Annotated in this window: 26 protein-coding genes; 17 read left to right on the forward strand and 9 right to left on the reverse strand. The window is 36.1% G+C overall.

From position 1 onward, the window contains the following. The first annotated feature begins 131 nt into the window (after positions 1 to 131). The 5 genes from A7A78_RS00005 to A7A78_RS00025 all read left to right on the forward strand — a co-directional run bounded on the left by A7A78_RS00005 (position 132) and on the right by A7A78_RS00025 (position 4,010). Positions 132 to 1,277 (forward strand): M14 family zinc carboxypeptidase, encoded by a 1,146-nt coding sequence (locus tag A7A78_RS00005; RefSeq protein ID WP_068760019.1) that lies wholly within the window; start codon positions 132 to 134, stop codon positions 1,275 to 1,277. Between the two features lie 54 nt (positions 1,278 to 1,331). Beyond that, a complete protein-coding gene (locus tag A7A78_RS00010) occupies positions 1,332 to 1,811 on the forward strand; it encodes an Lrp/AsnC family transcriptional regulator (RefSeq protein WP_068760021.1) in 480 nt (159 codons plus the stop codon). A gap of 72 nt (positions 1,812 to 1,883) precedes the next feature. Beyond that, positions 1,884 to 2,399: a DinB family protein gene (locus A7A78_RS00015; RefSeq protein WP_068760870.1), complete on the forward strand. Its 516-nt coding sequence runs from the start codon at positions 1,884 to 1,886 to the stop codon at positions 2,397 to 2,399. After that, entirely contained in the window at positions 2,396 to 3,346 is a 951-nt protein-coding gene (locus tag A7A78_RS00020; protein ID WP_068760023.1) for a YihY/virulence factor BrkB family protein, read from the forward strand. Before A7A78_RS00015 ends, A7A78_RS00020 begins: the two co-directional genes overlap by 4 nt. 115 nt (positions 3,347 to 3,461) lie before the next feature. Next, positions 3,462 to 4,010 carry a type 1 glutamine amidotransferase domain-containing protein gene (locus A7A78_RS00025; RefSeq protein ID WP_068760025.1) on the forward strand — a complete coding sequence of 183 codons (549 nt, stop codon included), beginning with the start codon at positions 3,462 to 3,464 and terminating at the stop codon, positions 4,008 to 4,010. 68 nt (positions 4,011 to 4,078) lie between these two features. Here A7A78_RS00025 and A7A78_RS00030 read toward each other — a convergent pair whose 3' ends face one another. Both A7A78_RS00030 and aroB read right to left on the reverse strand, forming a co-directional pair. Further along, positions 4,079 to 4,372 (reverse strand): hypothetical protein, encoded by a 294-nt coding sequence (locus A7A78_RS00030; RefSeq protein ID WP_068760027.1) that lies wholly within the window; start codon positions 4,370 to 4,372, stop codon positions 4,079 to 4,081. 77 nt (positions 4,373 to 4,449) lie between these two features. Next, a complete protein-coding gene (aroB, locus tag A7A78_RS00035) occupies positions 4,450 to 5,541 on the reverse strand; it encodes a 3-dehydroquinate synthase (RefSeq protein WP_242649234.1) in 1,092 nt (363 codons plus the stop codon). 50 nt (positions 5,542 to 5,591) lie between these two features. Here aroB and A7A78_RS00040 point away from each other — a divergent pair, with 50 nt between their 5' ends. Further along, entirely contained in the window at positions 5,592 to 6,764 is a 1,173-nt protein-coding gene (locus A7A78_RS00040) for a proline dehydrogenase family protein (RefSeq protein ID WP_068760030.1), read from the forward strand. Between the two features lie 13 nt (positions 6,765 to 6,777). Here the strand turns inward: A7A78_RS00040 and A7A78_RS00045 are convergent, their stop codons facing one another. The 7 genes from A7A78_RS00045 to porX form a co-directional block, all read right to left on the reverse strand. Next, positions 6,778 to 7,155 carry a DUF4258 domain-containing protein gene (locus A7A78_RS00045; RefSeq protein WP_068760032.1) on the reverse strand — a complete coding sequence of 126 codons (378 nt, stop codon included), beginning with the start codon at positions 7,153 to 7,155 and terminating at the stop codon, positions 6,778 to 6,780. 39 nt (positions 7,156 to 7,194) lie between these two features. Then, positions 7,195 to 8,394, reverse strand: a complete 1,200-nt coding sequence (locus A7A78_RS00050) for an alanine dehydrogenase (RefSeq protein WP_068760034.1) — start codon at positions 8,392 to 8,394, stop codon at positions 7,195 to 7,197. Between the two features lie 60 nt (positions 8,395 to 8,454). Continuing rightward, positions 8,455 to 8,988: a hypothetical protein gene (locus A7A78_RS00055; RefSeq protein ID WP_068760036.1), complete on the reverse strand. Its 534-nt coding sequence runs from the start codon at positions 8,986 to 8,988 to the stop codon at positions 8,455 to 8,457. After that, positions 8,930 to 9,070, reverse strand: coding sequence for a hypothetical protein (locus tag A7A78_RS15020; RefSeq protein ID WP_165593527.1), 141 nt, complete (start codon positions 9,068 to 9,070; stop codon positions 8,930 to 8,932). Before A7A78_RS15020 ends, A7A78_RS00055 begins: the two co-directional genes overlap by 59 nt. Positions 9,071 to 9,428: 358 nt before the next feature. Next, positions 9,429 to 9,941 (reverse strand): hypothetical protein, encoded by a 513-nt coding sequence (locus A7A78_RS00060; RefSeq protein ID WP_068760038.1) that lies wholly within the window; start codon positions 9,939 to 9,941, stop codon positions 9,429 to 9,431. Between the two features lie 263 nt (positions 9,942 to 10,204). Then, positions 10,205 to 10,618 (reverse strand): tRNA (adenosine(37)-N6)-threonylcarbamoyltransferase complex ATPase subunit type 1 TsaE, encoded by a 414-nt coding sequence (gene tsaE, locus A7A78_RS00065; protein WP_068760039.1) that lies wholly within the window; start codon positions 10,616 to 10,618, stop codon positions 10,205 to 10,207. A gap of 86 nt (positions 10,619 to 10,704) precedes the next feature. After that, positions 10,705 to 12,255 (reverse strand): T9SS response regulator signal transducer PorX, encoded by a 1,551-nt coding sequence (gene porX, locus A7A78_RS00070; RefSeq protein WP_068760040.1) that lies wholly within the window; start codon positions 12,253 to 12,255, stop codon positions 10,705 to 10,707. 155 nt (positions 12,256 to 12,410) lie between these two features. On the opposite strand from porX, the gene A7A78_RS00075 reads away from it, so the two are divergent. The 11 genes from A7A78_RS00075 (at position 12,411) to A7A78_RS00125 (ending at position 23,831) form a co-directional block, all read left to right on the forward strand. Beyond that, positions 12,411 to 13,655: an HD domain-containing protein gene (locus A7A78_RS00075; RefSeq protein ID WP_068760041.1), complete on the forward strand. Its 1,245-nt coding sequence runs from the start codon at positions 12,411 to 12,413 to the stop codon at positions 13,653 to 13,655. A gap of 120 nt (positions 13,656 to 13,775) precedes the next feature. After that, a complete protein-coding gene (gene lpxD / locus A7A78_RS00080) occupies positions 13,776 to 14,801 on the forward strand; it encodes a UDP-3-O-(3-hydroxymyristoyl)glucosamine N-acyltransferase (RefSeq protein WP_068760042.1) in 1,026 nt (341 codons plus the stop codon). Further along, positions 14,794 to 16,200 (forward strand): bifunctional UDP-3-O-[3-hydroxymyristoyl] N-acetylglucosamine deacetylase/3-hydroxyacyl-ACP dehydratase, encoded by a 1,407-nt coding sequence (locus A7A78_RS00085; protein WP_068760044.1) that lies wholly within the window; start codon positions 14,794 to 14,796, stop codon positions 16,198 to 16,200. Before lpxD ends, A7A78_RS00085 begins: the two co-directional genes overlap by 8 nt. Before the next feature lie 89 nt (positions 16,201 to 16,289). Further along, on the forward strand, positions 16,290 to 17,075 hold the full coding sequence (lpxA, locus tag A7A78_RS00090; RefSeq protein WP_068760046.1) for an acyl-ACP--UDP-N-acetylglucosamine O-acyltransferase: 786 nt from the start codon (positions 16,290 to 16,292) through the stop codon (positions 17,073 to 17,075). Between the two features lie 37 nt (positions 17,076 to 17,112). Next, positions 17,113 to 17,679: an elongation factor P gene (efp, locus tag A7A78_RS00095; RefSeq protein WP_068760048.1), complete on the forward strand. Its 567-nt coding sequence runs from the start codon at positions 17,113 to 17,115 to the stop codon at positions 17,677 to 17,679. Positions 17,680 to 17,731: 52 nt separating this feature from the next. Further along, complete coding sequence (locus tag A7A78_RS00100; RefSeq protein WP_068760050.1) at positions 17,732 to 18,670, forward strand: UDP-3-O-(3-hydroxymyristoyl)glucosamine N-acyltransferase; 939 nt, start codon at positions 17,732 to 17,734, stop codon at positions 18,668 to 18,670. Then, a complete protein-coding gene (locus A7A78_RS00105) occupies positions 18,667 to 19,080 on the forward strand; it encodes a nuclear transport factor 2 family protein (protein ID WP_068760053.1) in 414 nt (137 codons plus the stop codon). Before A7A78_RS00100 ends, A7A78_RS00105 begins: the two co-directional genes overlap by 4 nt. A 111-nt stretch (positions 19,081 to 19,191) precedes the next feature. Then, positions 19,192 to 20,064, forward strand: a complete 873-nt coding sequence (sucD, locus tag A7A78_RS00110; protein WP_068760054.1) for a succinate--CoA ligase subunit alpha — start codon at positions 19,192 to 19,194, stop codon at positions 20,062 to 20,064. Positions 20,065 to 20,259: 195 nt separating this feature from the next. After that, positions 20,260 to 21,006 carry a 3-oxoacyl-[acyl-carrier-protein] reductase gene (gene fabG / locus A7A78_RS00115; protein ID WP_068760056.1) on the forward strand — a complete coding sequence of 249 codons (747 nt, stop codon included), beginning with the start codon at positions 20,260 to 20,262 and terminating at the stop codon, positions 21,004 to 21,006. 28 nt (positions 21,007 to 21,034) lie between these two features. Further along, positions 21,035 to 21,580, forward strand: coding sequence for a hypothetical protein (locus A7A78_RS00120; protein WP_068760058.1), 546 nt, complete (start codon positions 21,035 to 21,037; stop codon positions 21,578 to 21,580). A 217-nt stretch (positions 21,581 to 21,797) separates the two neighbouring features. Further along, positions 21,798 to 23,831 (forward strand): vWA domain-containing protein, encoded by a 2,034-nt coding sequence (locus A7A78_RS00125; RefSeq protein ID WP_068760059.1) that lies wholly within the window; start codon positions 21,798 to 21,800, stop codon positions 23,829 to 23,831. Positions 23,832 to 23,849: the final 18 nt, after the last annotated feature.

The following is a 23,849-nucleotide window of genomic DNA, read 5'->3' on the forward strand; positions in this document are numbered from 1 at the left end:
AATCAATATTTTGCTGTTCGATTCTTTTCAAAAAGAAGATTTCTGTTTACTTGTGTAATCATTAAGAGTTATGTTTCTTGTTTACAATTGTAAACTAGGCATTGTTTAACTTTGTAAACTTTAATTAAATTATGAAAATAGAAAATTGGTACAGTAGTAATTATGAACTCCATTTAAAAGGAAGATATATTACATTGCAAAGTATTTTCCCATTGTTGGATATGTATAAATTGGATTATGAAATTTCGGTATCTGGAATTTCAGAAATGGGAAAAGATATTCCTTTAATCAAAATTGGAAATGGACCTAAAATTGTTTTGGGATGGTCTCAAATGCATGGAAATGAATCCACGACCACGAAGGCTATTTTCGATTTTTTAAAGTTTATAAGCCAAAAAGAGGTCTTTCAATCGGAAATCAGACAGTTTTTGGAAACTTATACTTTCTATATTTTTCCAATGCTTAATCCTGATGGAGCTGAGCTTTATACACGTGAGAATGCAAATGAAATTGACCTCAATCGTGATGCACAAAATCTTTCCCAAAGCGAAAGCAGATGTCTTCGCGATACTTTTGAGCGGCTGAAACCTTCACTATGCTTAAATCTACACGATCAACGCTCCATTTATGGTTTTAAAAATGGGAAATCAGCCGCGGTTTCATTTTTATCTCCAGCAGCCGATGCAAATAGAAAAGTTACCGAGGCCCGTAAAATAGCAATGTCGCAAATAGCAAAAATGAGTCATTTTCTTCAAAAATACATTCCTGGACAGATAGGAAGGTATGATGATAGCTTCAACAATGCCTGTGTGGGCGATACTTTTCAAAAGGCTGGCGTGCCTACCATTCTTTTTGAGGCAGGACATTACGGACAGGATTACCAGCGGGAAAAAACACGGGAATATATTTTCTATTCCTTGCTTTCCCTTTTTGATATTATTGAAGTGCAAAAGAAATCTTCAGATCATAAAGATTATTTTGATATTCCGGAAAATCTAAAAAACTATAATGATTTCATCCTTAGGAATGTAAAAATACCAAATGAAAGGAGAAATGTTTCTATAGCCATTCAGTACACAGAAGTTTTAAAAAATAATGAAATAGATTTTGTACCTGTAATTGATGAAATTGGAAAATTGGACACAAAGTTTGGATATAAAGAGGTAGATGCGAAGGGTTCGGAAATTTTAACAGATTCGCAAGAAAATTTAACAGTAGGTCAAAATATTTTAAGAATTGTAGATAAATTTGATAAATCAACAATATATTTTCAATAATTCGGTTTCATTATACCATAAAACTTCATAGTTTTGCAAAAAAAAATAAAAGTTATGCCAAAGTTTAAATTAGACGATACCGATCACAAGATTCTTGATTTACTGATTGATAATACCCGAATTCCTTTTACTGATATTGCAAAAAAGTTGGAAATTTCAGCTGGAACAATACATGTTCGTGTTAAAAAAATGGAAGAGGCCGGAATAATCACAGGATCCTCGCTTCAGGTTGATTATCAAAAATTAGGGTATTCATTTATTGCCTATGTTGGGGTGTTCATTTTTAAAACATCACAAACACAATTTGTTTTGGAACGAATAAGCGAAATTCCATTTGTTACGGTAGCCAGTGTTACTACAGGGAAATTCAATATTTTCTGTAAAATAAGGGCTAGGGATACTTCGCATGCCAAGGATATAATTTACCAAATAGATGATATTGAAGGTGTTAGCCGAACAGAAACTATGATTTCTATGGAAGAAAGCATCAACGATAAAAAGCGATTGCTCCATTCCATCTTCAGCGAGATATAATTTTTTTATTTTCAATTTAAAAAGAAGCCTTTGTTATTCAGCAAAGGTTTTTTTTATCTTTATATGAAAACTATGAGAGTATCTGAAATTGATCCTTCTGAATACAACCCGTATTATAAACACTATATAGATTTGGTGGAAAATATTCCTTTACTCGATGCCTTGTCGAAAGGATTAGGGAATACACAATCATTTTTTGATAATTTGCCTAAGGAAAAATGGAACTATCGCTACGCCGAAGGAAAATGGACCCCAAAAGATATTTTGCAGCACATTACGGACACTGAACGTGTTTTTGCATACAGAGCCTTATATTTTGCCCGAAGCAAAAACGCCGACCTCAAAGGATTTGATGAAAATATTTTTGCTGAAAATGCAATGGCCAATGACAGGGCTGTTGAAGATCTTTTGCAGGAGCATTTAGCAGTGCGGACGTCCACCATTTGTCTTTTTAAAAACTTTAGCCAGCATCAATTTAAACAAATTGGGATGGCCAATGGCAGTAATATGTCCGTGGCTGCTTTGGGTTTTGTAATTTGTGGTCACGAAATCCACCACAGTAATATTATTACGGAGCGCTATTTATGAAGAAAACCTTAAAACTTTTAAAAGATACCTATTTAAGCTGGGATAAAAATGACCCGTGGGCAAAAAGCGCGGTAATTGCTTATTACGCCCTGTTTTCACTGCCTTCCTTACTTATTATAACCGTTCATTTTGCCGGTGTATTTTTCGGGAGGGAAGCGGTAGAGGGCAGAATAACAGGCGAAATTAGTGGCTTGATAGGGCAGGGCAGTGCTGAATTGATTCAAGCAATGATTATTAATTCAGCGCTTTCTGAAAGTTCCCTTTTGTTTATCATTTTCGGTATCGGAATGTTGGTTTTTGGTGCGACGGGAGTTTTTTTTCAGCTTCAAAAAGCATTGAATGATATATGGAGCGTCCGTTCAAAAAAGAATACAATTAAAGATACTTTAAAACGAAGGGCAGTTTCCTTCGGAATGGTTTTGATTATTGGTCTGCTGATGCTTATCTCGCTTGTTTTAAGCACTGCGATCAATGCGTTGAGTGAATTCATCGGGAGCTATTACACCGAATTCTCTTCGCAATTTATCCAAATACTCAATTTCATTTTCTCACAGATTATTGTCACCGCGCTTTTTGCGGCAATTTTTACAATTTTACCGGATGTGAAAATTAAATGGAAAACCAATCTCATTGGCGCTTTTATGACTTCTTTGCTCTTTTTAGCAGGAAAATATTTAATAGGATTTTATTTTGCTAAATCAGATCCAGCTTCTGTTTATGGAGCAGCCGGCAGTGTGGTCCTGCTTTTGTTGTGGGTTTATTATACCTGTCTTATTCTGTTTTTTGGAGCAGAATTTACAGTTAATTGGGCATTGCTGAGAAATATAAAAATTGAACCCACAGAGAATGCCACACTTTCCTACGAACTTGAAATGCAAGAACTTCGCGAGTATAAACGCAAAGTTGAAGAAGATAAAAAAAAAGCAGAAAAATTAAAGAATAACTGATTCTCTTAATGTTTCTTAACAAAGATTAGTAAAACATTAGTATAAAAAAATTGATGGAAAGCCCTATCGTTGCTATCTTCATCAAAAATTAATTGTTTAACTAAAAAGAAAGATTATGAATAAGAGAATTGCAATTTTAGCCACAAACGGTTTTGAGGAATCTGAATTAAAATCACCAAAAGAGGCGATGGAAAAGGAAGGTTTTAATGTTGAAATCATTAGTGAGGAAGAAGGAAAAATTAAAGCGTGGGCAGACGGAAACTGGAGTAATGAGTACGCCGTCAATAAAACCTTAGATAACGCCAACGCATCTGATTATAACGCATTAGTGCTTCCTGGCGGGGTGATAAACCCAGATAAACTGAGAAGAAACGAAAAGGCATTAAAATTCGTGAAACATTTCTTTGAACAAAAGAAACCAGTTGCGGCAATTTGCCATGGGCCACAGATTTTAATATCCGCTGAAGTAGTTAAAGGAAGAAAAATGACTTCTTTTAATTCTATCAAAGTTGATTTGATAAATGCAGGAGCAAATTGGGTGGATGAAGAAGTAGTTGTTGATGAAGGTTTTGTGACCAGCAGAAATCCAAATGACTTGCCGGCATTCAATTCAAAATTGATTGAAGAAATTAAGGAAGGTAAGCACGAGTTTCAACACGCTTAATTTTTATAAATAGACAATAAAAAAGAGGCCGAAAAAGCCTCTTTTTTTTTTATGCAATGGATTCGGAATTATTCCTCTTCGTCCAATTTCTTTTTATCCGGAATTTCGCTTATTGGCTCATTGAAGTCTGCGTCATCATAGTCGTCTTCATCAAAATTTGCCATGGTTGTTTCCAATCGGGAACTTACTTTAACCAAATAAATAGTGTCCTCCGTTCTAACTTCAACGGCTTCTACGGTTTCGTTTTTGGCATTTTTAAAAGTTATAACATGGTCATCGTCATACCCGTCAGGATATTTTTCAACTAATAAAGAAAGTATTTCGGGGGTCAACTTTCGGTAATCTACAATGATTCGCTTCATTTAATATTCAATCTTTTGGTTTGTGGTTATAAAACTATTCAAAAATTGAAGACATAAAAATATTTTCAGGAAAATTTTTAGAAATTTTTATAATATTCAAAAGCCTTATATATCAGCTCATTATTTACTTCACAATTGCATTTGTGACGACCTATGTCTTCCAAGAGCACAAATAACACTTTTCCGTTTCTGTTTTTTTTGTCGAATGCCATCAAATTTATGATCGCGGCAATATCGTTTTGCGTGAATGATTGCTTTGGGAAGTAGTTAAAAATGCTATGTGTCACCTCTTCCAAAGTTTCTTTCGGAAAACTTAAAATTTCAGTTGAAATATAGGTTGCTAAAATTAAACCCACAGCAACCGCTTCGCCATGAAGCAAAGGATTTTTATTGGATGCTTCAAGAAAATGGGACTCAATTGCATGCCCTAATGTGTGTCCATAATTTAAGGTTTTGCGAAGATTTTTTTCCAAAGGATCTTTGGTTACAATTTCCTTTTTAATTTCAATTGAATCCCAAATCAAATTGTTAAATGCTGAATTATCTGAAACATCAACATTTTTAATGCGTTCCCAATATGCTTTACTGTGTATCAATCCATGTTTTAGCATTTCGGCAATACCGGAAACTATATGTTCTTTTGGCAATGTTTTTAAAAATTCAGTATCCAAAATAACCATCTCAGGAAGCGCGATAACCCCGATCTGGTTTTTTTTGTGGCCCAGATCAACGCCGTTTTTACCGCCAACCGATGCATCAACCATTGCGAGTAGGGAAGTGGGAATATTTATAAATGAAATTCCCCGCATAAAGGTTGAAGCCACAAAACCGCCCAAATCTGTAACTACACCGCCGCCCAGATTGATAATCATACTATTTCTGTCAGCGCCTTTATCGGAAAGTGTTTCCCATACATTCAGGCAGGTAGCGATATTTTTGTGCGCTTCCCCTTCGGGAATAATGATTGTTTCAGGAATAGTTTCAAATCCAGCTTTTTTTAAAAGATAGGGCAAACAATGGTTTTCTGTGTTTTCATCAACCAGGATGAATATTTTTGAGGGCTTTGATTTCAAAATGATTTTTGAAAATATTTCCCAAGCCATTTCATTTTTATATACCAAGCCTTTTTCTTTTCCTTCTTTTTCCATGAATTTGTTGATTGTTCTCATATATTCAGAGTTCAAATCTAACTATATTTGCACACTTTATTTTGAATTTTATGACATCAAATTCCCTTTTCGACAATACCGAAACTGCCTTTAAACTAAAAAGTGATTCTGAGCTGGAAAGAGCTTATTTTCTTTTCAAAATGATTTCAAAGGAACCTTTGGTGAAAATAGGAACCGCCGTAACAAAATTTGCATTAAATATAAACCTTCCAGTGGAAGGCTTGATTCGTTCTACAGTGTTTGACCATTTTTGTGGTGGTGTGAACGAAAAGGACTGTATGTCCACCGTCGATAAGCTTTTTGATGCGGGAGTTGCTTCAGTTTTGGATTTTTCAGTTGAAGGAAAGGAAGAAGATGAACAGTTTGATTCTACGGCAGAAAAGGTAATTGAGCTCACCAAATTCGCAAAGAATAAAGAGGCGATGCCTTTTTCTGTTTTTAAGCCCACAGGTTTTGGAAGATTTAAAATTTGGCAGAAAATAACTGAAAACCAACACTTGACCGATGCCGAAAAACTTGAATGGAAAAGGATAGAAGATCGTTATGATCTAGTTTCAAAGGAAGCGCATGATAGTAATATTAGGTTGTTGATTGATGGGGAAGAATCATGGATGCAGGATGCTGCAGACTCGCTTTGCGAAAAAATGATGGAAAAATACAATACCGAGCGCCCAATTGTTTTTAACACCCTACAATGCTACAGATGGGATCGGTTGGAATATTTGAAAGAGTTGCATCAACGGGCTAAAAATAAAGGCTACAAGCTTGGTTTTAAAATAGTTCGCGGCGCATATATGGAAAAAGAGAATGAACGCGCAGCTGAAAAAGGCTACAAAACTCCAATCTGTGAAAGCAAAAAAGCTACAGATGATAATTTTAATGAAATAATGAAATATATAATGGACAATCTCAATGATATTGAATTGTTTATTGGCACACATAACGAATCCAGCAATTATCTTGCAATGGATTTAATGAAAGAAAAAGGAATCTCCAGAAGTGATGACCGCGTTTGGTTTGGTCAACTTTTTGGGATGAGCGATCACATTACTTTCAATCTTGGCGCTGAAGGCTATAATGTTGCAAAATATATTCCTTTTGGTCCGGTTAAGGATGTGATGCCCTATTTAATTAGACGCGCAGAGGAAAATACATCCGTTGCTGGGCAAACAAGCCGGGAACTTACACTTTTGAAAAAAGAAAAGGAGCGAAGAAAACTTTAATTTTTACTGCGATTTATTCTTTATTGACTTTAGCGTTGAGAACAGTTGCTTTTTCTTCACAGTTTTGAACGGTAATTTTCAGGTTTTTTTCTGAAATCACTCCTTCAATAACGTAAATTTTACAGGAATCAAGTTCGGTATTGCTCTCAGAAAATAACACATCACCATCTTCCAATAATTTTGAAACGGCAGCTGTATCTAATCTATTCTCGCGCAGTACAGTCAATGTTTGTTCTGAAAAGTCACGTTGCTTTAGCTTGATATTTTTGAGGGTTCTGGATTCTGGGCCATAGGCGCAAGATGTTTTTTTTCCGCTAAGGATAAAAAATAAAAGCGCTATTCCTATTAAAAATCCGCCTGAAAAATAGGCCAATCGGTATGCTAACTTCATTAATTTGTAATTAGGAGTTTTTGTTTCCTGGAATAAATTTTAAAAAATCAACAGATTGATATCGCTGTATGACATATTAAACCAATCTGCGACCGCTTTGTTTGTCAGAATTCCACGGTAAAAGTACAAACCATTTTTTAAACCATTGTCAAAACGAATGGCATTCTCAAGTCCGCCACTTTCCGCAATTTCCAAAATATAAGGAGTGAAGATATTACTGATGGAAATAGAAGCTGTTTTAGGATATCTTGCCGGAATATTGGGCACCCCATAATGAATCACTTCGTGTTTTATAAATGTTGGGCAGTCGTGGCTTGTCATTTCCGTGGTTTCAAAGCAGCCACCCATATCTACGCAAACATCAATTATAACTGCACCTTTTTTCATATTCTGCACCATCTCCTCGGTAACAATAATTGGCGCTCTATTATGGCCGCGTACTGCCCCAATTGCAACATCACAGCGCAGAAGTGCTTTCATCAAATTTTTTGGCTGTACGGTTGAAGTATATAAAATGCGCCCCACATTTGTTTGAATGGTTCTTAATTTGGTAATGGAACTATCAAAAACTTTTACATTGGCACCGAGGCCCAAGGCGGATCTAACTGCAAATTCGCCAACAGTTCCTGCGCCAATCACTACAACCTCAATGGGAGGTACGCCACTGATATTTCCAAAAAGAAGTCCATTTCCTTTTTTTGCATTCACCATTAATTCGGCTGCAATAAGCACAGATGCGGTTCCGGCTATTTCGCTTAGCGCTTTCACGGCGGGATAGCTGTGGTCTTCATCTTTTATAAATTCAAAAGCTAAAGCAGTAATTTTCTTTTTGGCAAGAGCGTCAAAATAGGATTTTTGGCGAGTTTTTAATTGCAGTGCTGAAATCAGGACTGTTTTTGGTTTTATCATTTCCAGTTCCTCAAGGGTAGGGGGCTCTACCTTTAAAACCATCGGGCAACCGAAAACTTTTTTTGTATCCTTGGTTAATTGTGCTCCAGCTTCAGAATAATCTTTATCCGAAAATCCAGCTTCATCACCAGCGCCATTCTCTATTAAAACTTTATGGCCGTTGTTAACAATAGCATTGACTGCATCAGGTGTGAGGCAAATTCTCTTTTCTTGGAAATAAGCTTCTTTGGGAATTCCTATATAAAGCTCTCCTTTTTGTCTTGCTATTTCAAGAGTTTCCTCCTGTGGAAGTAATTGCGCTCTTGTAAATGGTGATTTTGGTTGTGGCATAGTTAAATCTTGGCAGTTTCAATTTACGGAATAATTTTCACTTTTTTAATAAAGAAAATCTTACCGAAATAGGTCTTTTAATTGCTGCCAAAACGATCTTTTTTGAAAAAGTTCTTCTTCATAAGATTTTAAATCGTTCTGCCTCATTTGGCTAAATATCTTGGCGCGGATTAAATAAACGAAGGGTACCAATACCATCATTATGGGGATTACGTAAATTATTTCAACTTCATCAGCATTTAAGTTTTGTTTTAAAATGTTGAAAAGCTGAAAAACATACATGGATAAAGGAACTAATATTATCCAATGCCACCAATGTTTACAGGTAAAAAACCAGATAAGCAATAGAATTACAGGAATAACCTTGCCCATTAAAAACCAGGCATATTGATATAAAGAAAGATATTTGGTTGTAAATGTAAAATAAGAAGTTTCCCAAACTTGTGTGTTGCTTGGGAAACTCTCATAAGCGTAATATATAAAAGGGGTGCAAGCCATTATAAAAACAATGATGCCTCCCTGTATAAGGCTTTTCTTATCCGGCTGGCGGAACTGAAACCGTTCTAACGTCGATTTGTTGCGGGGTTTGTTCATCTTGGATTCCTTCTGGGGTACAAGAAGCAAAAAGTCCTACGGCAAAAATAGCGGCTACGATAATCAATTTTAGGTTTTTCATAATAATAAGTTTTTGTGAGGTTAATATGGGTCAAACTTACATGCAAAAAACTTAAGTATAATAATTATGTTAATTGTACCTTTACAGGTTATAATGCAAATAAATACTTTAAAATACTCTTTTAGTGTGGCTTTAAAGTTAATATTTTAACATTGCTGCAAAACCTGTATTTTTTATTTCATATAGCCAGTATTATTAATGTTAAAGACTTCTCCTCTTTTTTGGTTTTTTAATTGTTTTGGGGACTTATTTTTTTAAAAACAAAAGCCTATATTTTACACTGTAGATGTAAAAATACTTCTGAATTTTTGACGGACTAATGTACGTATTTAATTTTAAATTATAGGGAAGGGAATATTTAGAAAAGATCTTTGATTTGTTGCCAGAAGTTTTTTTGTGTCCCCAGTTCCTCTTCAAAGCTTTTAAGATCCTTGCCAATTAACTTGTTTGAAAGCTTGGCTTTTATTAGATATACTAACGGTATAATAACCAGCATAATTGGGAAAAGCCACCATATTTCAACTTCATCGGTAATGTGTACATCATCGTTAATTACATTAAAAAGTTGAAATGCAAACATCCCTGTAGGAATCAAGATTACGTGGTACCACCAATGTTTGCAAGTTATAAACCAGATAACTAAAAGAAGCAATGGTACAAACTTCCCCATCATTGTCCATACGGAGACCTGTACCTTTTGATACCAATCAGCATCGTATGTAAATAAAAAAGTTTCCCACGTTTTGTCTTGTGGAAAACTTTCATATGAATAAAAAATATAGGGTGTTGCTGCTATTATTAGCGCAATAATACTACCCGTGACTAGGGATGATGATGTCGCTTTTCTTGATTTGTTGGGGTGATTGCTCATCTTGGATGCTTTCTGGGGTGCAAGAAGCAAAGGTTCCTAGTGAAAAAATTGCTACGATAATAAAGTACTTTACAGTTTTCATAATATATAAGTTTTTGTGAGGTTAATAGTTCAAACTTAATATGAAAATAAAAAAGCACATTAATTATTTTTAACATATATTTACTAGTTTTTTTGAAAATAGATTCCCTGCTCTATAATTTTTGCGATTTGGGGCAAACGATTAAAAAGTACTAATAAGCATATATTTTTTCGTTACAACTTTATTTCACTGGCATTAGTTTTAAGGTTCTACTTCCGTTTTTATTTTTTGTAATGTATATATTATCTGTGTTGTCTGGCAAAAGCTTATCAATTTTCTCTGGCCATTCTATAAGATTATAATTTCCACTGTAAAGATAATCTTCAACCCCAATGTCATAAGCCTCTGAAATGCCTTCGATTCTATAAAAGTCAAAGTGGTATATTACGTTTTGTGGGGTATGATATTCATTCACAATTGAAAATGAAGGGCTGCTTGATATTTCATCAACGCCTAGTTGTTTGACAATCTCCTTAATCAACGTAGTTTTTCCAACCCCCATATCGCCATAGAAAAGCAATATTTTTGAGGCTGTTGAGGCTAAGATTTGTTCAGCAACTTTGGAAATTTCGATTTGGGTATATGTAAGTTCCATTGTAAAAACGGAACGAATATAGAAAATTTATCATTCAAAACCGAAATTATCTATCAAATCTCTAATATTCAGAGTTTTTAAATGAATTATCTCGGCACTAATACTGAAAATGGAATAATCATTTCTTCCAAAGAAACTCCTCCATGCTGATATGTATTTCTATAATAACTTACATAATGGTTGTAATTATTTGGATAGGCAAAAAAGTAATCGCCTTTGGCAAAAATAAAGGAGCTGCTCATGTTTATTGTAGGTAAATTGATAGCTTTTGGGTCCTTGGCGGCAAGCACTTCTTTATCTTCATAGGTCAAACTTTTTCCAGTCTTGTATCTTAAATTAAGACTGGTGTTTTTATCGCCTATCACTTTTGAAGGATTTTTCACATTAATGGTTCCATGGTCTGTTGTTATTATCAATTTGAAACCCAATCGTGCTGCTTGTTGAATAATTTCAAGCAATGGTGAATTTTTGAACCAACTCTGTGTTAATGATCTATATGATTTGTCGTTTGAAGCGAGTTCTTTAATCACCTCCATCTCTGTTTTAGAGTGGGAAAGCATATCCACGAAATTATAAACCACCACCGTTAAGTCTTCATCTTTATGGCTTCTAAAGTTTTCTACAAGTTTTTTTCCTTGTTTCAAACTTGAAATTTTATGATAACTCCAATTCAAATTTAAACCTAAACGTTTCAGCTGTGCGGCAAGAAACTCTTCCTCTTTCATATTTTTCCCGCCATCCTCAGTATCGTTCAGCCATAAATCTGGATGCAGTTTTTCCATCTCGCTGGGCATCAATCCTGAAAAAATGGCATTTCGCGCATACTGTGTGGCCGTGGGCAGAATGCTGCAGAAAAGTTCTTCCGAAGTCTTTTTATAAATATTTGCAACCGTTGGCTCAAAGGCTTTCCATTGGTCAAACCTCAAATTATCAACAACTACCAATAATGTTGGCACACCCTGCTGTAATTGGGGCTGTATTTTTTCGCGAAAAAGCGTATGGGACATGGTAGGCGCGTCACTTGGGTCACTGAACCATTTTGGATAATTTTTATCAATAAACTTACAAAACTGGCTGTTGGCTTCTGTTTTCTGTGACTCCAATATCTCAAACATTCCGGAATCTTCAATGTTTTCAAGCTCCAATTCCCAATAAATCAGTTTCTGATAAAGGTCTTTCCATTCCTCAAAACTGTTCACCATAGAAAGATCCATCGCTATCTTTCTAAATTCCTGCTGATAGTTTGAAGTGGTTTTTTCTGAAACCAACCTGCTATGGTCCAGATTTTTCTTTAGACTAAGTAGAATTTGGTTTGGGTTTACAGGCTTTATAAGGTAATCGGCTATTTTAGAACCAATGGCTTCCTCCATTATATATTCCTCTTCACTTTTAGTTATCATCACTACGGGAATGGAAGCTTGTTGCTCCTTTATTTCCGCAAGGGTTTCAAGTCCGGTAAGACCTGGCATATTTTCGTCTAAAAAAACGATATCAAAAGTTTCTTTTTTTATTTCTTCCAATGCCTCTGTACCGCTCTGTGCCGTAGTTACTTTGTAGTTTTTATTTTCAAGGAAAAGAATGTGTGGTTTAAGCAAATCTATCTCATCATCTACCCATAGTACTTTTATGTCGCTCATATATGTATATTTGTTGTTATACTCCGAAGCCTCGGCAAAGGAGTATCGTTAAATTCAATTTGTAAATAATTCTACGTTGTTCCGAAGAATTTTCTTCAAAAATAGGCTTGAATTATTTCAAAAAATTTTTGAAGCTATTAATTTAAAGTTAAAGTTTGAAAACCCTTTCCAAGCTCAAGATCATTAACGATCCCATCTATGGTTTTATTACCATACCCAGCAAGCTGGTTTTTGATTTGATGGAGCATAAATATTTTCAAAGACTCCGCCGCATTTCGCAGATGGGCTTTTCATATATTGTTTATCCAGGGGCGCACCACACACGTTTTCATCATGCACTTGGCGCGATGTTTTTAATGCAAAAAGCCGTGCAAGCGCTTCATTCAAAAGGGGTGGTGATTTCTGAAAAGGAAGAAGAAGCGCTTTATATTGCCATTCTTTTGCATGATATTGGGCACGGTCCCTTTTCACATGCCATGGAAAATAGCATAGTTCAAAACGTAAGCCATGAGCAGATTTCCCTGCTTTTTATGGAGGCTCTAAACGAAAAGTTTAACAAGCAATTAACGCTTGCCATAAAGATTTTTAGGGACGAACACCCCCGAAAATTTTTACATCAATTGGTTTCAGGCCAATTGGATATGGATCGTTTGGATTATTTAAAACGTGACAGTTTTTATACAGGCGTTCCCGAAGGCACTGTAAACGCGCAACGTTTGATCGCAATGCTTAATGTGAAAAATGACGGATTGGTTGTAGAGGAAAAAGGAATCTATTCGGTTGAAAATTTTCTTGTTGCACGACGGTTGATGTACTGGCAAGTATATCTTCACAAAACAGGAATTGTAGCGGAACAGCTTTTGGTGCGTGTGCTGAAACGCGCAAAACAACTTTCCGAAAAAGGCATTGAGCTTCCCGCCAGTGATGGCCTGCGTTTTTTTCTTAATCATAATATTAATATTGAAAATTTTTCAGAAGAAGTGCTTGACACCTTTTCAAAATTGGATGATTATGATATTATTTCAGCAATGAAAATGTGGGTTGGCAATAAAGATTTTGTATTGAAAAATCTTTCCAAAATGCTACTAAATAGAGATTTATTGAAAGTAAAAGTTAAAACAAAGCCTTTTCCAATTCAAAAAATAAAAGAAGAAAGGGCTAAATTGGTTGAAAAGTTCAACATTTCTGAAGAAGAAGCTTCCTATTTTGTTTTCACGGGAAAGCTTGAAAACCAAGCCTATAGTATGGAAAAGGATACTATAAACTTGCTGAAGAAAAACGGAAATATAATAGATGTGGCAAAGGCGAGCGACCAACTGAATTTAGAGGCACTTTCAAAATCTGTTGTGAAATACTACCTGTGCTATCCAAAAAACAATAAGGATAGCTATCGAGGCTAAATCCTTTTTTTCTATTTTTGCAAGAATGAAAACTTACGACCGAAATCTACTTCTTTTAAAAAACACTCTTTTATGGTCGTCCATAATCTGTAGTTCGGTTAAAAAAAATCTACGCACCAAATGAAATTTACAGCAGCTCAAATAGCAGGAATTCTGAACGGTACCGTAGATGGTGATGAAAATATAGCAGTTTCCAAACTCGCAAAAATTGAAGAGGGCAGCAAAGGCAGCTTAACCTTTCTTGCCAATCCAAAATACACTCATTATATATATTCCACCCAAGCTTCAATAACTATAGTTAATAACGATTTTGTTGCTTCAAACGATTTATCCACCACGCTTATAAGGGTAGAAAATGCCTATAAGGCTTTTTCACAGTTATTGGAATATTATAATCAAGTAAAGATGAACAAGATGGGAATTGAAAATCCTGTTTTTATTTCAGAAAGTGCAAAGTATGGCGAAAATCTGTATTTAGGCGCTTTTTCATATATAGGTGAAAATGTAAAAATTGGCGATAACGTGAAAATTTATCCCAATGTATATATTGGAGATAATGTCACCGTTGGAAGCAATACTACATTGTTTACTGGAGCCAAAATCTATTCTGAAACCATAATTGGTGAATCTTGTGTAATAAATAGTGGCGTTGTTATTGGCGCAGATGGTTTTGGCTTCACGCCAAATGAAAAAGGTGAATACCACAAAGTTCCACAAACGGGCAATGTAATCTTGGAAGATAATGTGGATGTTGGTCCAGGAACTACCATAGATAGGGCAACCTTAGGTTCCACCCTTATTAAGAAAGGCGTAAAATTGGACAATCAAATTCAGATAGCCCATAATGTTACCATTGGCGAAAATACAGTGATCGCGGCCCAAACCGGTATTGCAGGTTCTACCAAAATAGGTAAAAATTGCATCATTGGCGGGCAAGTAGGAATTGCTGGACATATCACTATTGGAAACAATGTAAAAATCCAAGCCCAAAGCGGAATCGGAAGAAATGTTAAAGATGATGAAACGCTTCAAGGTTCTCCAGCGCTAAATTATGGTGATTTTAATAAAAGTTATGTATATTTTAAAAACCTTCCCAAAATAATGGACAGGTTTAATATAGTTGAAAAAAAGCTCGATAATGAATGAAAGTGTTGTAAAACAGCGCACCATTGGTAAGGAAATTTCTCTTACTGGAGTCGGTCTGCATACAGGCAAAGAGGTAACGATTACCTTTAAACCTGCCCCCGAAAATCACGGATATACTTTTGTGAGAATTGATTTGGAAGGTCACCCTGTAATTGAAGCAGATGCAAATTATGTGGTTAATACCCAGCGTGGCACCAATTTGGAAAAACGCGGCGTAAAGATCCAAACATCTGAACACGTGCTTGCGGCATTGGTTGGTCTTGAAGTTGACAACTGTATTATGGAATTGAATGCTTCCGAACCGCCTATTATGGATGGATCTTCCAAATTTTTTGTGGAAGCTATTGAAAAAGCTGGAGTTGTGGAGCAAACCGCGCCAAGATCAGAATATGTGGTGAAGGAGGTTATTTCCTATTTAGATGAAGAAACCGGAAGCGAAATAATTGTAATGCCGGCCGATGAATATCAAGTCACCACTATGGTAGATTTTGGCACAAAGGTTTTGGGTACACAAAATGCTTCCCTAAAACATATTTCAGAATTCAAGGATGAAATTGCAAACGCTAGAACTTTCAGCTTTCTTCACGAAATAGAAATGTTGCTTGAACACGGTTTAATAAAAGGTGGAGATCTTAACAATGCAATAGTTTACGTAGATAAGGAACTTTCCCCAAGCACGATGGATAAGCTTCGCACTGCTTTCGGAAAAGACACCATCTCTGTGAAACCAAATGGAATTTTGGACAACCTCACGCTTCATTATCCCAATGAGGCTGCGCGCCACAAACTTTTGGACGTTGTAGGTGATTTGGCTCTTGTCGGTACTCGCATCCGCGGAAAAGTGATTGCTAATAAGCCGGGACATTTCGTAAACACGCAGTTTGCAAAAAAACTTTCAAAAATTATAAAACTTGAAAGTAGAAATAACATTCCAAAATTCGACATCAATAAACCACCTGTAAAAGATGTTAATCAAATAATGGCGATGCTTCCGCATAGACCGCCTTTTTTATTGGTTGATAAAATCATGGAAATGACGGATACGGGCGTAGTTGGGCTGAAAAACGTAACTATGAATGAACCTTTCTTCGTTGGTCATTTTCCGGGAGCACCAGTAATGCCAGGAGTTTTGATAGTTGAGGCGATGGCCCAGACAGGAGGGATTTTAGCATTGAGCACTGTTCCAGACCCTGAAAATTATCTCACATTTTTTATGAAAATAAATAATGTGAAGTTTAAACAACAAGTAAATCCAGGTGATACCTTAATTTTTGTATTGGAATTAATATCCCCAATCCGCCGTGGAATTGTGCATATGCAAGGAAATGCATACGCAAATGATAAATTGGTAACCGAAGCTGAGCTAATGGCCCAAATGGTAAAAACAAAAAACTTATAAATGAACCGAGCGTTTGTGAAAATCTGTTTTGAAAGGAATATGGTATTGCGCGAACACATTTCACCGATAAGAAATAATAAAAAAGAGAAATGAACCAACCACTTGCATACGTCCATCCGGGCGCGAAAATTGCCAAAAATGTTGTAATTGAGCCATTTACAACCATTCACAATAATGTTGTGATTGGTGAGGGAACTTGGATTGGTAGCAATGTAACTATTATGGAAGGCGCACGAATCGGTAAAAATTGTAATATTTTTCCTGGCGCTGTTATTTCAGCAATTCCTCAGGATTTGAAATTTAAGGATGAAGATACCACAGTTGAAATTGGGGATGGAACAACAATTAGAGAATATGTAACCATTAATCGGGGAACCATAGATCGTGGAAAAACCGTAGTTGGAAAAAACTGCTGGATAATGGCTTACTGCCACATTGCGCATGACTGTATCGTGGGGGACAATTGCATTTTTTCAAACAACAGTACACTTGCGGGCCACATTACTGTTGGTGACCACGTTGTTTTGGCGGGAATGACCGCTGTGCATCAATTCTGTATGATTGGAAACCACGCTTTTGTAACCGGCGGTTCTTTGGTGAGAAAAGACGTTCCGCCTTTCGTAAAAGCAGCACGCGAACCTCTTAGTTATGTGGGTATAAATAGTATAGGACTACGCAGAAGAGGTTTCAGTTCACAAAAAATTACTGAGATACAAAATATTTACAGGCTTCTCTATCAAAAGAATTACAATACTACCCAGGCTACCGAAATTATTGAAGCAGAAATGGAAGCCACCCCTGAACGCGATGAGATTCTTCAATTCATCAAAAATTCCAAACGCGGAATTATGAAAGGGTATTTCAATTCAAATTAAACTATAAAAAAAAAACTATTAACTACAAATAAATCTAATGGCAACATCATCAGACATAAGAAAAGGGCTTTGCATCCGCTATAACAATGACATTTATAAAATTATTGAATTCCTTCACGTAAAACCAGGAAAGGGTCCAGCTTTCGTACGAACCAAATTGAGAAGCGTTACCACTGGAAAAGTAATTGATAATACTTTTTCCGCAGGTCATAAAATTGACGATGTACGCGTTGAAACCCATAAATTTCAATACCTCTACAATGAAGGAGAAACGTACCATTTTATGAATACTGACGATTATTCGCAAATTAGATTAATGAAAGATATTCTTGATACGCCAGAATTGATGAAGGAAGGTGAAATTGTTACAGTTTTAATCAATACAGAAGACAGCGCCCCGCTTTCTGTTGAAATGCCCGCACACGTTGTTTTACAGGTAACCTCCACAGAACCGGGCGTAAAAGGAAATACAGCTACAAATGCAACAAAGCCTGCAATTGTTGAAACAGGAGCAGAAATTAACGTTCCCCTTTTTATTAATGAAGGTGATAAAATCAGGATTGATACTGAAAAAGGTCAGTATCAGGAAAGAATGAAGGAATAATTAGAAAAATATTCTATTAGTATAACAATCCAGTAATCTAATAACCTATAATTTGAAATTTCCAATTCCCCAAACTCTAGAAAATATAGCTGTCATAATCGGTTCAGATTATGTGGGCGAAGCCAATTTTCCAGTTTTTGGAATGAATGAGATTCACGTAGTTCAGCCAGGAGATATTGTTTTTGTTGACCATCCAAAGTATTATGACAAAGCTTTACAATCTCAAGCAACCGTAATTCTTATCAATAAAGAAGTTGAATGTCCGGTGGGAAAAGCATTGTTAATTTCTGAAGATCCTTTTCGCGATTTTAATAAACTTACGCATCATTTTAAACCATTCCAAGGTTCCAATTCTGCTATATCCGTTTCTGCGGAAATAGGGGAAGGGACTATAATTCAACCCAATGTTTTTGTTGGAAATAATGTGAAAATTGGTCATGATTGTGTAATACATTCCAACGTTTGTATTTATGACAATACGGTTATTGGCAACAATGTAACGATACACGCTGGAACGGTTTTGGGCGGCGATGCATTTTATTATAAAAATCGTCCAGAGAAATTCGATAAACTTTTAAGCGGCGGAAATGTGGTAATTGAAGATAATGTTGACCTTGGCGCGCTTTGTACTATAGATAAAGGTGTTACAGCTTCCACAACCATTGGCGAAGGTTCAAAGTTGGATAATCAAGTTCAGGTTGGCCACGATACCGTTATTGGGAAACGCTGCTTGATAGCTTCACAAGTTGGTATTGCAGGCTGTGTTTTGATTGAGGATTTTGTTACTATTTGGGGGCAAGTAGGTATTACCAGCGGAATTACGATTGGTGAAAAAGCGGTAATTTCAGCACAGAGTGGTGTGAGCAAATCCTTACCGGGAAATAAAGCTTATTTCGGAACTCCTGCAGATGATTTTAGAACAAAATACAAAGAATTGGCTTCCATAAAGCTTATTCCAGATATAATAAAAAAATTGGATGAACTGTCATGAGCAATAAAGCAAAAGAAATAATTAGGGATTTTTATAGGTCTGATATTTTAAGGGATGAAACAGTAATGAAACGCTTTTTCCATCCAGATTTGGTTCTTATTTGGAACAGTGCTAACGGTCTTTCTATTATGCATTATGAAGATATTGTAAACTTTTTTGGCGAAATAAGAAGGTCTTACAATGATTTGAGAGTGGAAGTGAGCCATTTGTTGGCTGATGGTCCACATGTAACCATTCGTTATAAATATTACATCCGCACAATGGAGAATCCAGACGAAGAGTTAGGAATTGCCCATTTCATTGCCATTTGGGAAGTGAAGGATGATAAAATTTATAGAGGATATCAAGTAAGCCAGCCCGTTACCGATAAAGACGATACTAACGAGAGCTACCACCGAGTTAAGGTTTAATATCCTTTAAATCCACATGCAAAAGCTGTATCTTTGCGGCGATTCTGAAAAAATCAATCATAGATGTTACTTCAATAATAAATAAAAATAAACAATAGAAAATAATTAAAAATGAGCGTTTTAGTAAATAAAAATTCAAAAATAATAGTTCAAGGTTTTACAGGAAGTGAAGGTACTTTTCACGCCGAACAAATGATTGAATACGGAACCAATGTAGTAGGAGGGGTAACCCCAGGAAAAGGTGGTCAAAAACATCTTGACAAGCCGGTTTTCAATACAGTTTCTGAAGCAGTTGAAAAAACAGGCGCAGATACAACTATTATTTTCGTTCCACCAGCATTTGCTGCAGACGCCATTATGGAAGCCGCAGATGCGGGTATTAAAGTTATTATAACTATTACTGAAGGAATTCCGGTAAAAGATATGATTACCGCTTCAGATTATATAAAAGATAGAGATTGTCGCTTAATTGGGCCAAACTGTCCGGGCGTTATAACTCCGGGCGAAGCGAAAGTTGGTATCATGCCTGGTTTCGTTTTCAAAAAAGGAACTGTAGGCATTGTTTCAAAATCTGGAACGCTTACCTATGAAGCTGCAGATCAAGTAGTGAAACAAGGGCTCGGAATTACAACTGCAATCGGAATTGGAGGCGATCCAATCATCGGAACTACAACAAAAGAAGCTTTGGAAATGCTTATCAATGATAAAGACAGTGAGGCTGTTGTTATGATTGGTGAAATTGGTGGCCAACTTGAAATAGACGCGGCAAACTGGTATAAAAATAGTGGCATCAAAAAACCTGTAATTGGTTTTATAGCTGGCGAAACTGCTCCTGCAGGGCGCACGATGGGTCACGCCGGTGCAATTGTTGGCGGAAGCGATGACACTGCACAGGCAAAGAAAAAAGTAATGCGTGAATGTGGTATCCACGTTGTGGATTCTCCTGCTGAAATTGGAAAGAAAGTAAAGGAAGTATTAGGTTAATACTCTAAAAAATTAATAAAAAGCTCTGTGAAATTCGCAGGGCTTTTTTTATGGAGAACCCGTAACCTTTTGTTATATTTGAATTTCCGCCTTTTGCGGTTTTTTTAATTCATAAATGTCTGGTCGAGCGTGTCACACTTAACTCAGTCTAAGTGCAATCGAGACCTCTTTAATTTTAATCGAAATACTTTTTATATGAAATTACTGGAAGGAAAAACAGCAATCATAACCGGCGGTAGCCGTGGAATAGGAAAAGGAATAGTAGAAATATTTGCCCAACATGGCGCCAACGTGGCTTTTACCTTTAGCTCTTCAGCAGAAGCGGCAAACGCTTTGGCAGATGAAGTTTCAAAAACTGGTGTAAAGGCAAAAGCTTATAAAAGCGACGCAGCTTCGTATGAAGAATCACAAAAACTTGCGGAAGAAGTTTTGAATGATTTTGGCAGTATTGATATTCTCGTAAACAATGCCGGAATTACCAAAGACAACCTTTTAATGCGTATTTCCGAAGAAGATTTTGATAAGGTTATTGAAGTAAACCTGAAATCAGTTTTCAATATGACCAAAGCCGTACAGCGCGCAATGCTTAAACAACGCAAAGGCTCTATCATTAATATGAGTTCCGTTGTTGGCGTAAAAGGAAATGCTGGACAAACCAACTATGCGGCTTCAAAAGCTGGGATTATAGGTTTCACAAAATCTGTTGCTTTGGAATTAGGTTCCCGCGACATTCGCTGCAATGCCATTGCTCCCGGTTTCATCGAAACCGAAATGACAGGAAAACTTGATGAAGCCACCGTTCAAGGTTGGCGCGATGCAATTCCATTAAAACGCGGCGGCTCTCCTGAAGATATTGCAAATGCTTGTGTTTTCTTGGCTAGTGATCTTTCTGCTTACGTTACTGGGCAAGTGCTGAACGTAGATGGAGGAATGTTGACTTAGTTATTGGCTGATAGTTGTAAGTAATATTATGAAACACATCCTGTTCACATTTTTAATTTTATATTCAATTTGCAGTATAGCTCAAAATGAACAATTGATTTTGACTAAAAAAGCAAATGATTTATGGTTTCAATCTCTAATTAAAACTGAGGAACTGTCTGAAAAAATTGATCTTATAAACAAACGTTTAATTGCGGATGTAGATGTTTATATCAAATGGGGATTTCCAGATGGAATTACAGTTCAAAAAATACCTAAATTGGATTCTATTCGCAAAATTAGAACGGAGGGATTTTGTAAACCACTTTATATTGTTAAATATGAATCTCAACAAATTGCTTTTCGAATTGAAAATCCCTTAAATGATGGTTTAACAAACTCGGTTGTGAAATTATTAAACACAAATGATATTTACGATTTAGATGTTTGGATTGAAGACGAAAGACAAGTTTTATTTGGGACAAGTGCTGATTGTGGAATTATTTTTTTAAAAACGAAAAAGCCAAAAGTATTTAGTGCTTTTAAAGAATTAGGTTTGCCCCATTTTTATATGGACGAAATTGAGAATTATTAATCAACTGTACGGAAAATACTACTTACAACACCGCATATAAGCTATGGTTTGTCCACGCCACTTGGAAAATCCTGTGGATTTTCCAAAGTCGGTCTTTATTTAAAGAGGTCTGTACCGGAACACGCCACAGCTCATATGCAAACCGTTAGAAAAACATACTGACTTCATCATTTATAAACTTCTAAACTCATCGACTCTAAACTTTTAAACTTTTTAATTGACTACAGAAACAATACTTTATATAATCATCGCCGGAGTAATATCAATTGCTTTGGCGGTTTTTATGTATGGATATAAATCAAAACAAACGGGTCCCCTTCGTTGGGTTTTTGGAATACTTCGCTTTTTAACTTTGTTTTCCATTTTACTTTTAATCATAAATCCAAAATTCAAAAGTGAAACTTATACAATTGAAAAGCCAAAACTTCCCGTAATTATTGACAATTCATCTTCAGTAGGGGAGTTGAACCAAAAGGAAAATGTTTCGTCTTTGCTTCAAAAATTAAAAGAAAACAGCAAATTAAATGACAAATTTGATGTTTCTTATTACTCCTTCGGAAGTGATTTCCATGAAAATGATTCACTTTCATTTGATGAAAAAAATACGAATGTTTCCAAAGCGCTTGCTTCAGCAAACGAGCTTTTCAAAAACCAAACGGCACCAACAATCCTTATTACTGACGGAAACCAAACCCTTGGGAATGATTATGAATTTTCTTCCGCAACTTTTAAAAATCCTATTTATCCTGTAATTCTGGGTGATTCCATAAAATATACCGATCTAAAAATTGAACAATTAAACACCAATCGGTACGCTTTTCTGAAAAATCAATTTCCGGTTGAAGTTATTTTAAATTACAGCGGTACAAATGCCGTGAATTCTGAGTTTATCGTTACGCAAGGCGCTGCAACAGTTTATAGAACAAACGTTTCCTTTTCGGAGAATGAAACTTCAAAAACGCTCAGTTTTACACTAAATGCTTCCAGTGTTGGGCTTCAAAAATATACTGCGCAAATATTTCCACTTGTGGATGAAAAGAATAAAATCAACAACAGCAAGCAATTCGCCGTTGAAGTGATTGATCAAGCAACAAATGTTTTGGTAATTAGTAAAATTACCCATCCAGATTTGGGTGCACTCAAAAAAGCGATTACCAGCAACGAACGGCGCACAATCACTTTTAAAAAACCAGCGGAAGCAGTAAGCATACTCAATGATTATCAACTTGTAATCCTTTATCAGCCTGACAGAAGTTTCGCTTCGGTTTTTTCAGAAATTGAAAAATTGAACAAAAATACTTGGGTTATTTCGGGTCTTCAAACGGATTGGTATTTTCTGAATGGAGCGCAGGATAATTTTAATAAGGAAGCCTCCAATCAAAGTGATGACGTGCAAGCTGAACTAAACAGTAATTACGGAACTTTCGCGGTGGAAAATATTGGTTTTGATAATTTTCCACCATTGCACACAGAGTTTGGCGCATTGACAATCACTGTTCCAAACGAAGTAATGCTGGAACAAACGGTTAGCGGAATTTCCAGCGGAAATCCGTTGCTCGCCACTATGGAAATAAACGGAAAGCGCGACGCAATATGGGACGGAGAAGGTTTTTGGCGATGGCGTGCACGCAGTTTTCTGGAAACGGAAAGCTTCCAAAGTTTTGATGATTTTATAGGAAATCTTGTTCAATATTTAGCTTCAAACAAACGCCGAAGCAGACTGGAAGTGTCTTCGGAAACGTTTTATTACAACAACAGTCCCATAAAAATTTCAGCCCAGTATTTCGACAAAAATTATGTTTTCGATAATCGCGCATCGCTGAATATAACCGTGAAAAATACGGAAACCGAAAAGCAAACCGTTTTCCCCATGCTTTTGCGAAACAATTATTACGAAGTAGATTTAAACAGTCTTCCCGCTGGGGAATATAATTATACTGTTTCGGTTTCAAACGAAGCGGTTTCCAGTAGTGGAAATTTCACGATTTTAGACTTTAACGTAGAGCAACAATTCTTAAATGCCGATGTTTCCAAACTTCGCCGCGTTGCCCAAAACACAAAGGGAAAGGCTTATTTTGCAGCCCAGAGCGATTCTCTTATTCAATCATTGGTTGAAAATACTAACTTCCAAAACATCGAGAAAAGCGAGCAAAAAGTGGTACCTTTGATTGATTGGAAATATCTTCTCGCACTTATCGTTCTCGCCCTTGCTGCAGAATGGTTTATCAGAAAGTATAACGGACTCATCTAAAAATTAACCCATATAAAA

This window comes from Aequorivita soesokkakensis, from assembly GCF_001641085.1.
Lineage (GTDB): Bacteria > Bacteroidota > Bacteroidia > Flavobacteriales > Flavobacteriaceae > Aequorivita > Aequorivita soesokkakensis.